Annotated in this window: 11 protein-coding genes; 4 read left to right on the top strand and 7 right to left on the bottom strand. The window is 43.2% G+C overall.

Going from position 1 to position 13,780, the window contains the following annotated elements; all coding sequences use genetic code 11:
- Positions 1-75 precede the first annotated feature (75 nt).
- From KJS94_RS12475 to KJS94_RS12450, 6 genes are all read right to left on the bottom strand, one after another.
- Positions 76-924 carry a type I restriction-modification system subunit M gene (locus KJS94_RS12475; RefSeq protein ID WP_214447812.1) on the bottom strand — a complete coding sequence of 283 codons (849 nt, stop codon included), beginning with the start codon at positions 922-924 and terminating at the stop codon, positions 76-78.
- Between the two features lie 91 nt (positions 925-1,015).
- Positions 1,016-1,741: an IS21-like element helper ATPase IstB gene (gene istB / locus KJS94_RS12470; protein ID WP_214449553.1), complete on the bottom strand. Its 726-nt coding sequence runs from the start codon at positions 1,739-1,741 to the stop codon at positions 1,016-1,018.
- 24 nt (positions 1,742-1,765) lie between these two features.
- Positions 1,766-3,313 carry an IS21 family transposase gene (istA, locus tag KJS94_RS12465; RefSeq protein WP_214449552.1) on the bottom strand — a complete coding sequence of 516 codons (1,548 nt, stop codon included), beginning with the start codon at positions 3,311-3,313 and terminating at the stop codon, positions 1,766-1,768.
- 271 nt (positions 3,314-3,584) lie between these two features.
- Positions 3,585-4,373 (bottom strand): N-6 DNA methylase, encoded by a 789-nt coding sequence (locus tag KJS94_RS12460; protein ID WP_214448994.1) that lies wholly within the window; start codon positions 4,371-4,373, stop codon positions 3,585-3,587.
- Positions 4,374-4,953: 580 nt separating this feature from the next.
- On the bottom strand, positions 4,954-5,565 hold the full coding sequence (locus tag KJS94_RS12455; RefSeq protein WP_214448993.1) for a hypothetical protein: 612 nt from the start codon (positions 5,563-5,565) through the stop codon (positions 4,954-4,956).
- Complete coding sequence (locus tag KJS94_RS12450; RefSeq protein ID WP_214448992.1) at positions 5,562-6,512, bottom strand: hypothetical protein; 951 nt, start codon at positions 6,510-6,512, stop codon at positions 5,562-5,564. The genes KJS94_RS12455 and KJS94_RS12450 overlap by 4 nt, the downstream gene beginning before the upstream one ends.
- 501 nt (positions 6,513-7,013) lie before the next feature.
- Between KJS94_RS12450 and KJS94_RS12445 the strand changes: the two genes are divergently transcribed.
- Positions 7,014-7,973 (top strand): helix-turn-helix transcriptional regulator, encoded by a 960-nt coding sequence (locus KJS94_RS12445; RefSeq protein ID WP_214448991.1) that lies wholly within the window; start codon positions 7,014-7,016, stop codon positions 7,971-7,973.
- 19 nt (positions 7,974-7,992) lie between these two features.
- Here KJS94_RS12445 and KJS94_RS12440 read toward each other — a convergent pair whose 3' ends face one another.
- Positions 7,993-8,238, bottom strand: a complete 246-nt coding sequence (locus KJS94_RS12440; protein WP_214448990.1) for a helix-turn-helix domain-containing protein — start codon at positions 8,236-8,238, stop codon at positions 7,993-7,995.
- Between the two features lie 335 nt (positions 8,239-8,573).
- Here KJS94_RS12440 and KJS94_RS12435 point away from each other — a divergent pair, with 335 nt between their 5' ends.
- From KJS94_RS12435 to KJS94_RS12425, 3 genes are all read left to right on the top strand, one after another.
- Positions 8,574-9,143, top strand: coding sequence for an RNA polymerase sigma factor (locus KJS94_RS12435; RefSeq protein ID WP_214448989.1), 570 nt, complete (start codon positions 8,574-8,576; stop codon positions 9,141-9,143).
- A 60-nt stretch (positions 9,144-9,203) separates the two neighbouring features.
- A complete protein-coding gene (locus KJS94_RS12430) occupies positions 9,204-10,394 on the top strand; it encodes a FecR family protein (RefSeq protein ID WP_214448988.1) in 1,191 nt (396 codons plus the stop codon).
- A gap of 182 nt (positions 10,395-10,576) precedes the next feature.
- Positions 10,577-13,777 (top strand): SusC/RagA family TonB-linked outer membrane protein, encoded by a 3,201-nt coding sequence (locus tag KJS94_RS12425; RefSeq protein WP_214448987.1) that lies wholly within the window; start codon positions 10,577-10,579, stop codon positions 13,775-13,777.
- Positions 13,778-13,780 lie beyond the last annotated feature (3 nt).

Genomic DNA, 13,780 nt, shown 5'->3' with positions numbered 1-13,780 from the left:
TTAGCAGCTGCTTCAAAAGTTGATCATTTGTGAACAGCCTACTTTTAATAATTCATATTGTTAAGCACTAGGCCTTTAAAATGGTGATGCAATACCTAACTCCTTACAATACTTTGCTATGGTCTTATCCGTATCCTTCATTTTCCCTTCCAGCGCCTGCAGTTCTTTTGCTATAGTACCGAGGTCAATTCGCTCTTCCTGCTCAAACGTATCCACATAACGCGGAATATTCAGGTTGTAATCATTGGCTGCCACCTGTTCAAGGCTGGCCACCTTGGCGTATTTGTCTATATCCTTCCTGTCATTATAGGCTTGCAGGATCTTGTCCACATGCACATCACTCAGGTAGTTCTGGTTCCCGGCTTTTTCAAAGTCCTGGCTTGCATCAATGAAAAGTATATTGTCGGGGTGCTCACGACAGATCTTGTACACCAGGATACAAGTGGGGATGCCGGTTCCATAGAAGATATTGGCTGGTAAGCCGATCACGGCATCCAGGTAATTCTTGTCTTCTATCAGGTAACGACGGATATGTCCCTCGGCAGCTCCCCTGAACAACACGCCATGGGGCGCGACCATGGCCATTACCCCATTATCATCCAGGTGCGCAATCATGTGCTGGATAAAGGCGTAGTCTGCCTTGGAGCTGGGAGCCAATTTCCCATACTGACTGAAACGATCATCGCTCAGGTGCAGGGGATTGGCGCTCCACTTGGCGCTAAATGGGGGATTGCTGACGATGGCCTCGAACTTCATACCCAGGTGCTGGGGATTTTCAAGGGTGTCTTCCTGGCGGATACTGAATTTCTTATAATGCACCCCATGCAGGATCATGTTCATCCTGGCCAGGTTATAGGTAGTGCGGTTCAGTTCCTGCCCGTAGATATAAATTCCGCTGATATTGACCCCCGTATTCCGGGGCAAACTGACCCCACCCTTGATAGTTAGCTGAGGTACTGTAAGACAAAGAGCGGTGGGTTGCTATTCAAATTTAAATAGGCTATAGTTTTTCCGGTTATTTTTTTCTCCTCAGTGATTCCCCTTTCAGGTCTATGCGATGTGCGCTGGCTGTCAATCTGTCCATTATGGCATCCGCTACGGTAGGTTCATTGATGTATTCATACCAGGCGCTTACAGGTAGCTGTGAGGTAACAATAGTGGATCTTCTCCCATGGCGTTCTTCCAGGATTTGTAAAAGGGCCAGCTTGATGTCCTGCTGCATGGGTTGTAAGCCAAAGTCATCGAGTATGATCAGCGACTGGCGTTCCAGGTGGTTCAATAGTTTCAAGTAAGTACCGTCCAGTTTGGACAGGGTTATTTTCTCTATAAAACGATTCATGCTCAGGTAAATGGTCTTGTGTCCCTGTAAACATGCCTGGTGGCCGAGAGCGCAGGCGAGGTAGGATTTTCCACAGCCTGTCGCCCCTGTTACCAGGATATTGTCCCCGTTTTTCAGGTACTGCCCTTCGAGCAGTGTAGTGAGCTGCTGCTTGGTCAGGTTCCTTGCTGCGGAGCAGTTGATCTGTTCCGGTATGGCCTGCAGCCTTAGCTTAGCCAGTTTAAGATAGTAGGCTGTCTTTTCCTGGCGGCGGTAGAGCTGTTCATGCTGGAGCAGGTGTGCCACCAGTTCATGTGATTCCAGTTGCTGATGCAAGGGCAGCTCCAGTTGTTGCTGGTAAGTTTGGGCCATACCCATTAAACGGAGCTCTTTCATCTGTTCCAATGTGGATGTTGTGTTCATTGCTAATGATAGGTTTTAATGTGCTTATTGATATTGTTGGGGACCTCGGATATTGGTATGGGATGGCAGTGGGGTGTCATTGGGTATGCGGACCTGTTTATCCTTACCGCAATGCAGGATGTTCTTGATCATCGTGTAATTAATGCGCATACCCGTCAGTGCCAGTTGGCAGGCTGCTTCCAGGCGTTGCGACCCGTACCGTTTTTCCAGCATCAGCATGCCATAACAGGACTTGTAGTTCTGCTCCATGTAAACACTGTTGCCTAGTATTTTCTCTGCCACACTGCCCACACAGGGGCCTATACGGTAAGCCTTACTTAGCAAGCCTTCCTGCGTCCAGCCCTTCCTGGCTGCCATGGCCTGGTGGTTGGGTGGCATGTGTTCCCCAAGGGTGGTGTATCCCCTGCCGTTGACACTGCGTGGATGCCAGGCAATGCGTTGGTGGTCATGGTAGATCTCTACGGAGCGGTGGTCATACCAGACCTTGACCTTCTGGCCTGCATATTGCCAGGGCACGCTGTAGTACAAGCCGTCTTCCCGCAGTTGTATATGGTAGTTGCGCTGTACGGTCAGTACGGTTCCTTTTTTAAGGCAAAGGGGGGCTGAAGGAAGGGTTTTTAGAAGGGGCTGCTCTTCTGCCAGGAAGAGATCCTGTCTGCTGAAAGAGGATCCCTTGTAAGGAAGTTTGTTCAGGCGCTCCAACTGCTGAAGAAAATGATGATTGAGCTCGGCAAGGGAGTGGAAGGTATGTTTGCGCAAGGGGGCATATACATTCTGGTATACAATACGCACCGCCTTCTCCACCATGGCCTTGTCCCGCGGCTCATAGGGTCGCGTAGCACTAAAAGTGGTGCCATAATGCTCGCTCAGTTGGTAACAGAGATCCGTAAAGACAGGCTCGTATTTATCGGAACGGGTAACAGCAGTGCTGAGGTTATCACAGAGAATGGTCTGGGGGCTGCCACCAAAATACCGCAGCATCTGGTTGCAGCACTCCAAAAAATCGGCCGTCTTCTGGCTGGGAACGGCATAACAGAAGATCAGTCCGCTGAAGGGCAGCGTAGCTACAAATACTTCACAGCTGATCCGCTCTTTAGATGTGCTATCAATGTAATACTGCTTCTTGCCGGCGAAGTCGATCATGATCTGTTCGGCCGCCCGGTATTCCAGGTGCATGGAGACATCCTTATTGCGCAAAAATGCCTTCAGGTAGTAGCAGTACTGGCTGTACTCATAACCATCCGGGTGTTGTTCGCGATACTCCCGCCACAGCAGCAGGCGGGTAACGCCCGGCCTCGCCAGTTCCTGCTCAATGCCTTCAAAATGCAACAGCAGGCACTGGTAGGCTTTGCTTTTATAGGTAGAACTATCCTGGTTATACAGGGCTGCGGCAAGTTCTTTATCGTTATCCAACAGGGGATTGCACTCATTGGCTTGCCCGCGGCGCAGGTATCCCCTGATGGTATTACGGGCAATCCCGGTAAGCCGGGCAATCGCCTTGATGGATTTGCCTTGCTGATGAAGGGATAATACTTGTTTTAACTGGTCCATTTTTATCGGATTGGCTGCCATCCCGTTCTATTTTAGGGGGGCAATGCTACAACAGCAACCAACAACCGATCTTGTAACAGTAGCTCAGCTATGCAAAAGGGGGGTCAACATGTGCCGGAATGACAGTGGAAAAATCATGTTGTAAACAGGGCGGGCAAACCGGAATTGACCCAAAAAGGGGGTCAATTTGCCCCGGAATCCCCATCAACTAAACACCAGGAAGGGGGTCAGCTTGGTCCGGAATCGGGGGGTCAATTTGAAACGGAATGAGGGGGTCAGATTGATCCGGAATCTACACGTAGAAATACCCCACGTCCTTTACCTGACGGGCTACCCGTAATAGGAGGGAACCGGACCCGCAGGTGGGATCGTACACGCTTTTGATCCGGCGCTTACCCTGACTAACGATCCGGGCCAGGATGGTGCTGACCTGCTGGGGGGTGTAGAATTCACCGGCTTTCTTTCCTGCTCCGCTGGCAAACTGGCCAATGAGGTATTCATAGGCATCTCCCAGGATATCGCCTTTGGCATCATCGATCCTAAAATTGATCTTATCGAGATGACTCAGTACTTTGCTGATCAGGGTGTTCTTTTCCTTTTCGGTCCGGCCCAGCTTGGTGCTGCTAAGGTCCAGGTCCTCGAAAAGGTTATCGAAATCGTCCTGGCTCTCCGTACCCATAGTGCTCTGTTCGATATTGCGGAGGATCCGCTGCAGGTCATCCAGGATAAAGCTTCCACTGGCTTCCCCATCAGCATTCTCGATCAGGCTATTGCCTTTGGCCGCTATATGGCTAAACAGTTCGGAAGGCTTTAGGAAGTAGCCCAGTTTCAATAGGGCCTCTTCCTTTACCGCTGCCAGGATAGCCTTACCATCCCGGCTGTTTTCTTTGATCTGTTCATACCGGATGCCATCCTGTTTCAGCATATCGTTGGCATACTGGTGCATACGTTCGCTGAGGTATTTATAGAATATAAAGCCCAGGATATAATCGCGGAACTCATCGGCATTCATTTTCCCGCGCAGGGTATTGGCTATGTTCCAGAGCTGGGCTTCCAGTTGTTTCTTTTGTTCTTCGGACATGGGTAAAACGTACTAAAGGTTAATGTGGCAAGGTAGGGTATGGATCAATCAAAAATCAAGGTCAAAAATAAATTGAAGCCTTAAAATATTGAAAAGCAGCCTCTTCCCCAAACCTTCCTAAAGCAAAACAGCTGTTTCGATAGACCGATACAGCTGCTTTAATCCTATGTGTTATGGCATTGCTTTAAGATGCTACCTTAAAACTGAATTTCACGGCCATGGCTATTTGTCCGTTGCACGTTTCAGGAGCAGGATATTCCGGTTGTTAACCTTTGACATTATCCAGCAAATTATTGGGATTGATCACAGGCAGTACAAAATGCTGAAATGCAGTACCCTGGAGCCTGGTTATCAGGAGACCTCTTACGGTTGAATAGGTAACAGATGATACGGCATTGCCCAATGCTGGGCCCAGCTCTATTAAGTTGTTTTATCGGGTTGGGTAAATTTACCTAGCTTGTTTAGCCGTTAAATTAAAATTAGGTAATAGCATATGATCTGCAATAAACTTTAGTTTTATAGTAATGTCAGGTAACGGATTATAGTAAAAGAAGTTAAACAAAAATGCCAAGGAATATTACTATGATGTTTGATTGATAAATAATACAGTAAACCGTTTTACTATCATCATTAGCGTTAAGAAAAATTCAATAATTAGGAAAAAGGAAATTCCATTTGTAAGGTACAGAAATGAATCTTTTAATAAGTTATACTGTTCCCATTTATTTACAAGATGGATGATTTTTGTAGGATGAAGTTGGGTTAATAATACAAATAATATTGCTGCGATTGATAAAACGATTGCAAACCCAATATTAATAAATAAGTGATTCGTCAATTCTATCCTTGCAGTAGTTTTTTTTCTTTCTTCCAGTTTAATGTTTTCAATATCTATTTTTTGATTTTCTTGAATTAAAGATAAAACCAGTGTCAACAAACTAAATAAAAGTCCTGAAAAAATTGACAGACAAGTTAAAGTGATGTTTACATAATCTTTATCAAATCTTAATCCTATTAGGCAAATTCCAATTGATAGCAAAATTGGAATAGCAATAAAAACAAACTTATCGGATCTTGGAATTTCTGTTTTGTTATAAAATTGCTTCTTTTCATAATGGTAAAAGGTAGTCAAGTGTTGATTAAACATACTTGCCATTTCAATTCTATCAAATAATTTAGAAAACCATTTCATACGTATGGTATTAAATCGTTTTTAAGGATATCTAATGCTTCTTCCATGATTTCTTTGAAGTCTGGCAACTTGGTGTTTTCGTCAATTTTTACTTTATCTGTAATATCATAGGCCGCTGAAAATTCCGATGGTTTAGTGAGATTCATAGTTCTTTTTCTGCCTGCAATAACCACATCTGCATATGCTTCGTTATACTCAAATCCATCTATTTGAACATTTTCAATAAATGATGCATCATCATATTTAAGGCTTTCTTTTATTCCCCAAAAACCATTTTTGGCTTTAATCGCTAATTCCATTTCATATTGCTCTTTCGAAAATTTATCACCTTTGACAACATTTTCTGCGTTTTTATGCAGGCCATGTTTTATGAATCGAATACTTTTTACAAAACCATCATTGATTTGCTTTTCAAATAGACTTGCTACTGATAGAGGGTTAAATTTGACAGAAGTGTTATTTGATTTTTCTGATGTAAACTCTCTAAAACACTCTTCAAAAACTTCTTTAAATCCGTATTGTCTGTAACTCTGCGCAAGAAAAAGAATATCCTTTGGGTTGGTTTGGTTAATGTATATTAAAAGGAAATATGGTAAGCAATGATACTGGTCCTTTGAAACGGTTCCCACAGTTTTTACTTGACTTCCTGCCAATTCGTCAATTGATGTTTGTGGGCCGTTATGGCCCTTCATTATTGTACAAATGAAAATGTTATCTTTTTCGCTTAGTTTTAAGATATCTTTTAAGTATAATATTCGGTCTTGTGATTTGGTTTTGAAAACTTTTTGAGAGTCAATTGATTTTATGAATTCTGTTATAATTGGCTTTATTTTATTAGTCCCAAATACATCTAAAATAGATTTTTCAGTTTTCTTATATTTCTCAGTAAACTTTATTTTGTAACAATTAAGGCAAATAGCAATGTTTTCCTTTTTTTTAGTTTCCATTATTTGTATTATGAATTTATATCGAATAGTTTGAATTTATTTTGGTCTTTTATGGCTTTTTTTATTTCAGTTAAGTTTGCTATGAATCTATAATTTTACTAAGTTGATTCGTGTTTGAGACTTATGTAAAACTTCAATCTGTGATTGAGTCTGAGTTTTAATAATTTCAAATTATTATTGTATACTTTAGTAGATTATAAATGGTTTTCTTATTACTAGTAAGCTTACGCTATTCGTTAATATGAATTGTTATTGTATTCAGATTTTCTTTTAGTCATATGGGTACGCTTTTTTAAACCCACCAGTTTTAATGCTAATATAATATTCCTTTTTCAGTGAATATTTATAGATTATTAAAGGAACACTATATTCTGTTATTTTAATATTGTATTCATACACACAGCTTATTGAAATATTCAATATCTACTTTTATAAATAGTAGTTTAACCTTTCCTCACCCCCATTTCCCGTTAAAACACCCATTATTCTACCCACCAAATTTTGTATTTTACCGTACTGCATGTAACGGAAATGACCGACCTCTATCATAAGGCCCTGGGTAAGCTATTGTTCTACCCTTACGATGATTACCATATCAAGGGGCCTTATCTTGCTGGTAGTGAGGTTAAGCAGACAGATGTATTCCTGGGAACCGTCAGGCTACAATCCTGGACTTGTGAAGAGTTCTCCCTGGAGCACCGGTGGTTCAATTTTTCCGCTGATGCCATTCTGGAAGCTATTGTGGCAGAGCAGGGCCTTCGGCTGGAGATCCTTCTTTCCGGTAACCTGGAAATGGCATGGGGCAGCCTGGATTGGAGACCCCTCCAGGCAGGACAGTATTGGTTTTCAAATTTTTCCGCCACCAGGTTACAGTTTCAACCTTCCTCAGCTCCTCAAATATTGGTGGTTTATTTGCCAGAAAGTTGGTATGACCAGCTGGCTGCCAACGGCCCCTTTTTCCAGGAAAACCAGTTTTATGCCCTTGTGCCAGAGATGCTAACAGTATTGGATGATCTTATGCACCATGATTATACCCCTAATCTGCACCGGATATTCTATGAAAAATGTTGCCGCGACCTCCTTTTTCATCACCTGTTGATATATGGCCCCAAGCCCATACTGCCGGAGAATGAACCCGTTCCGGCCTTTGTTTTGGAAGCTGATGCCATCATTTCCGCTGATCTTACCCGCCATTACCGGATCGAAGAACTGGCCCAGATGGTAGGGACTAATACCACCTACCTGAAAAAGGCCTTCAAACAGTACTTTAAACAGGGGGTATTTGACCGGCTCCAGGAATTGAGGCTTCAGCAAGCCAGGGAACAACTATTGCAGACCAATATGAGCATTAAGGATATTGCCATGGAGGCAGGTTACCAGCATGTGGCGAATTTTACCAATGCTTTTCGTAAACGTTTTGGTATGTCACCAAGTAAATGGAGGGGAGAGAAGGGAATGTAGTTAATATCAATATTGAGCTTTATTCATCCACATAGCCATGCTTAAAATCCATCAATTCACCCAGTTGAATTTTTAAGCCGGAACAAAGCTTTATTAAGCTATCTATTTCAAAATTGACCTGTCCTTTTTCAAACTTACTGATCCAACTATAGTCTATACCAGTGATTGCATCGAGCTGCCTGTAGCTAAGTTTTTTTCTAAGCCTGTGTTTTTTAAACTGTGCACCAATACTCTTTCTAATAGCTATATATTGATTTTCAGACATGCCACTTTTCTCAACTTGAAAAGTGGACCTATTTGAAAAATTTAGTGTGGTATTATAATACTACATTGGAAAAATTGGTTAATTTAGTTGTTGTTGAATTTGATAATTCAACCATTATTTTTGCGAATCCTTCAAAGAAATTGAAGCTTTCGCTTTGAGTCTCGTTACTGAAACCTCGGAAATTTCATGACCATGAGACGATAAGTGAAGAGCTCACGTTTAGGCGTGGGCTCCCTTATTCGTGGTCGGGCCTCCGAGGGCCTCAGTAACGGTAAGTGGAGACCCACGTTCTTTTTTCCACTTAGGACTCTTCTCCTTTTTAAAAACCTTCGATCATGGCGGAAGAGCTTCCTTATTCTTATGATGAAATGGCGGCAGATTTCAGGGCCGGAAAGGAATCGGCTTATGATCATTTTTTCCGCCAATACCACGCACCGCTTTGCTATATGGCCTATAGGATCCTCCAGGATCAACAGGCGGCTGAAGATGTGGTACAGGACTGCTTTCTCAAGCTATGGCTCCAGCGCCATCAGATGCAAGATACCCGCCAGGTAGTGGCTTATCTCTATACTACTGTCCGCAATGCGGCTATTGATGCCCAACGGAAAGGCAATGTCAGGGATAGGAATGAAGCGGCTTATGCTAACCTTACCGACTCACCGGTAAGCCTGGCCGATGACCACTTACTTATTGAGGCCGAAACACTTCGACGCCTATATAGTAGTATAGACCAACTTCCTCCCAGGATCCGCGAAGTGGTAGAACTTCATTTCCTGCAGGATAAGTCCTATCGGGAGATCAGTGAACTGCTGCAGACCAGCCCGGAAACCATCCGGAAGCAAAAGGCAAGGGCGCTAGCCATTCTCAAACAATTATTGATGTTTTGCCTATTTTTTTCCCGCTAGGATACCCGTTTTTTCACCCTACTTCGTCATAGTGTCAGAAACGCTTGGTAAATTAAGGGTATGGAACAGCAAGGAAATCAGCATCCATGGTCAAACCAGGACCAGGCCCATCGGGTCGCTTACCTGGTGGCGGGTTTTATCCGGAAAGACCTGTCACCTGCTGAACGCGATGAACTTGATGAATGGCTATTGGAAGATGCTGCTAACCTGAGACTGTTCGAACATTTGACCGATGAAAATGAATTGGGTAATACGTTATCCTGGTTCCAACAGCTGGATACTGAAAAGAAACTAGCCGAAAGTAAGGCCGATCCTCGCTTTCATCAACCAGTACTGGCGAAGCAACCTACCTACTGGCCCTATTGGATGGCAGCAGCTGTGATAGTAGTGATGCTTGCTTTCTGGTGGTTGCAAACTCGCATGGCTATGCCAAAGGATCCGGAAATGGGAAATATAGCAACTACGGAAATTCCACCTGGTTCCGCACAGGCTGTATTGGTAATGGAAAACGGTAAAAAAGTCAATCTGAATGAAACTGCAAAGGATACCATCCTTGAGCATGGCGTTCAGGTAAAGCGATCTTTCGGGGAATTGGTGTATCCTTCCCAACCCCAGGCAATGACCATGGCCATGCATCGGTTGATTGTACCCCGTAAAGGAATGTATAAGGCTGTACTGCCAGATGGTACCAGGGTTTGGTTGAATGCCTCTTCTAGTCTGAGTTACCCCAACCAGTTCGCAGGGAAGGAAAGAAGGGTAGAGCTAACCGGGGAAGGTTATTTTGAAGTAGTGAGTGATCCGGCCAGACCATTTATAGTTCGAACAGGAGAGGAGGAGACCACGGTGTTGGGTACCCGATTTAATATCAGGGCCTATGAAACCGGTAAGCAGGTCACCAGCCTGGTGGAAGGAAAAGTTAAGCTGAATAAAGGGACCATTAGTAAGGTATTGATTCCAGGCCAGCAGGCCAGTTTTGACCAGGATCATTGGGCGGTCAATAGCTATGACCAGGAACAGCTTTTAGGATGGATCAACGATATTTTCCTGTTCAGGAATACCCCGGTAAAAGACGTGATGGAGGAATTGGCGCGTTGGTACGATATCGAACCGGTCTTTAAGGATAAATTGGATTTTCATTTGAACGCTACCATACCTCGCCATTTACCACTCACCAAACTCTTGTCCGTACTCGAGAAAACAGGCCATGGGCATTATCGCCTCGAAGGCCGAACCATCATTATTACTCGTTAGGTGCCATAGATAAAAATGGCCAGCAGCGCGGCAACGCTGTTGGCCGGTGTCTGGGTTAACCCAACAAGTAAATCGCCAGACTAACCATTGTTTAACCCAAACAAAGCAAATGTATGCAACTGCTATTGTATGGCAATGGCCGTGCCATGCGGCCTTGCGGTCGAAACCAAAACCTTCTTGCTATGAAACTCCTGGGCATCCTGCTATTTGTCGTCTGCCTTGACCTGCATGCTAACCTGCATGCACAGGAGATCAGGCTTCGCTTTAACCAGGCTAAGCTGGAAACCGTCTTGCGGTCAGTAGAACAGCAAAGCCAATACCGCTTTATTTATAGTTCTGAGGCTATGGCCAAAACCAACCCGGTAACGATTGACCTGGTCACCTCGGATATTCACCAGGTGCTGAAAATCTGTTTAACCAACCAGCCTCTCAGTTTTACCCTTGAGGAGTCGATCATCATTTTGAAGTACCTGGAAAAACCAACGACCGTACCGCAGCAGTCACCACCTTTCCAGGGGCTGCTGCTGGACGAGCAAGGCCAACCTGTTGTTGGGGCAACCATTACGGTAAAAGGCACTGATCGCTCTGCCATGTCCGATGAAAAAGGGCAGTTTTCTCTTGTTGTGTCGCAACCCGGTGATGTTTTGGTCATCACCAGTGTTGCATTTGAAACCCTGGAGTGGCCGGTAAAGGGCCGCTCCGGTTTCACCTTTCGCTTACAGAAGAAAGTATCCGACCTGGATGAGGCGGTGGTGAAGGGGTATTATAAATCCACGAAGAGATTAAATACAGGGTCTGTTTCCACAATAACAGCCAAAGTACTAGAGTCGCAGCCAGTATCCAATCCGCTCAGTGCAATACAAGGAAGGGCAACAGGAGTATATATTAATACTCAGAATGGTCTTCCGGGTGGTAATATTACTGTACAGATTAGGGGCCAGAATTCGTTAAATGCAGGTAATGAACCATTATACGTGGTGGATGGGGTCCCATTCGTATCAGCTCCTTTGAATCAGGGTGCTTCAATCATGACAACAGATGCTGTTGGTGCAATTAGCCCATTAAATAGCATCAACCCAAAGGATATAGAAAGTATTCAAATTCTTAAGGATGCTGATGCTACTGCAATTTATGGGGCAAGAGGTTCAAATGGAGTTGTTCTGATTACCACAAAGAAAGCTAGCTCGGGGAAGTTGAGATTGTCAGTTGATTTACAACATGGCTTCAGTGAAGTAGCACAGATTCCTCAACTGCTATCATTGAAGGATTATCTTATGTTAAGGCGTGAGGCCTTTCGCAATGACGGTATAACACCCACGGCAAGTAATGCCCCTGATTTAGTAAGATGGGATACCTCTAAAGGAGTCAATTGGGCCGACTATTATCTTGGAAACAGGGCTTCGCTTACAAACGGTCAGTTAAGTTTGACAGGAGGTAATAACCATTCCAACTTTCAGTTGAGTGGTCATTATAGAACGGAGGGGTCCGTTTTGCCAGGAAATAACACATTTGAACGTTATGGTGCAAATTTCCGCTATCATTTTAACACACCTGGTAATAAATTTTACGCTGATTACTCAGGCACTTATTCAAATACATTTAGCGATCAGCTTGCTATCAGTGGTACTTCAACTGTGAGTCTTGCGCCAAATATTCAGCTGTATAATCAAGATGGTTCATATTCCTGGCAAGGAATAAGTGGTAATCTACATCCTATTGCAATGTTGAATTTGAGATCTAAATCAGCTACAGAGTTTTTTCAAAACAATATTCAAATGGGAGCAAAACTTACCAAAAATATAATGGTCAAGTTAAACGCGGGGCTTTCCCGAATGGATTTGAACCAGAGGGTACTTTACCCGAAATCTGCGTTAAATCCGGCATTTTCAAGTGCTGGTTATGCAAATTTCGGAGACTTCAGTACAAAAACTATTATCCTTGAGCCTCAGCTAGATTTTTCAAAAGGCTTTAATTGGATAGATGTTAACGCAACCCTTGGAGGTTCATGGCAGCATTCAAATACAGAGGGCTTAACCATAATGGCATCTGAGTATACTAATGATTATTTATTGGAGAACCCAGGGGCAGCCGGCAAACAATACTATTATCCTAGTGAGGCAAAATATAAATATGCCTCAGTATTTGCGCGGTTCAATGCGAATATCAGAGATAGGTACCTTATCAATATCGTTGGTCGAAGGGATGGATCATCAAGATTTGGACCTGGAAAACAATATGGAAACTTCGGTGCAATTGGAATAGGTTGGCTATTTAGTAATACGCAATTGGTTAAGAATGAACTGCGCTGGTTAAATTATGGAAAAATCAGGGCTAGCTATGGCTTGATTGGTAATGATCAGATCGGCGACTACAGTTACCTGGAAACATATAGTAATCTGGAAGAGTACCAGGGAATTATCGGGTTAAATCCAGACAGGTTTGCAAATGCCTTATTTGGCTGGGAAACCAACAGGAAGTTGGAGATAGCTGCAGAACTTGGTTTTTTTCAAAATAGAGTAAATGCAACTATCGCCTGGTATAGAAATATTAGTAATAATCAGTTATTGGAATATCCAATCCCATTTTTAAGCGGTCCTTTTGGTTCTGTTCAGGCAAATCAGGATGCTTCCATTGAGAACAGTGGGGTTGAAATAGACGCTAGTGTCGTACTGATCAGAAAGCAGAACCTTCAATGGTCAATTAACGGTAATATTACTTTTTTAAGGAATAGGCTATTAGAGTATCCTGCTCTTGAAAATTCCAGTTTTTCCTATCGGTATCAAATTGGAAAGGATGTTTCCATCATACGAGGTTTTGATTATGATGGTATAGATCCCAACACAGGTTTGCCAGTCTATATTGATTACAACAAGGACGGTTTAATTCGGGACTTTGATGATTATTCGATCATAGGAAAAAATACCCCTGCCAATTATGGCGGTTTTGGTTCCACCTTAAGCTGGAAAGGACTCCAATTTGATCTATTTTTTCAATTTGCAAGCAAACAGGAGAGAGGTTTACCTCCAAGTTTTGGAACTATGGCGAATCGCCCTACTAGGGTTCTTGAAAGGTGGCAAAATCCAGGTGACATTACAGACGTTCCCCTTGCTTCAACACGTAGAAGAGTTGAAATTACCAGGTTAGGAGTTTCTGATGCTGTATGGTATAATGCTTCATATGTAAGGTTTAAAAACTTATCTATTGGCTATCAATGGGAAGATGATTGGTTCAAGAAACTTAGGATCCAGCGATGTAAGGTTTATTTTGATGCGCAGAATATTTTTTCCTGGTTTAAGAATGACTACCTGTTTGATCCAGAAACCAGTAATACAGGTATTGCTCCGCTAAGGTCTTTTGTAATGGGTGTTCAATTAAACTTTTAAAGA

Source organism: Flavihumibacter rivuli (genome assembly GCF_018595685.2).
Lineage (GTDB): Bacteria > Bacteroidota > Bacteroidia > Chitinophagales > Chitinophagaceae > Flavihumibacter > Flavihumibacter rivuli.
The sequence above is the reverse complement of the archived record's forward strand: the minus strand, read 5'-3'. Positions and strand labels throughout refer to the sequence as shown.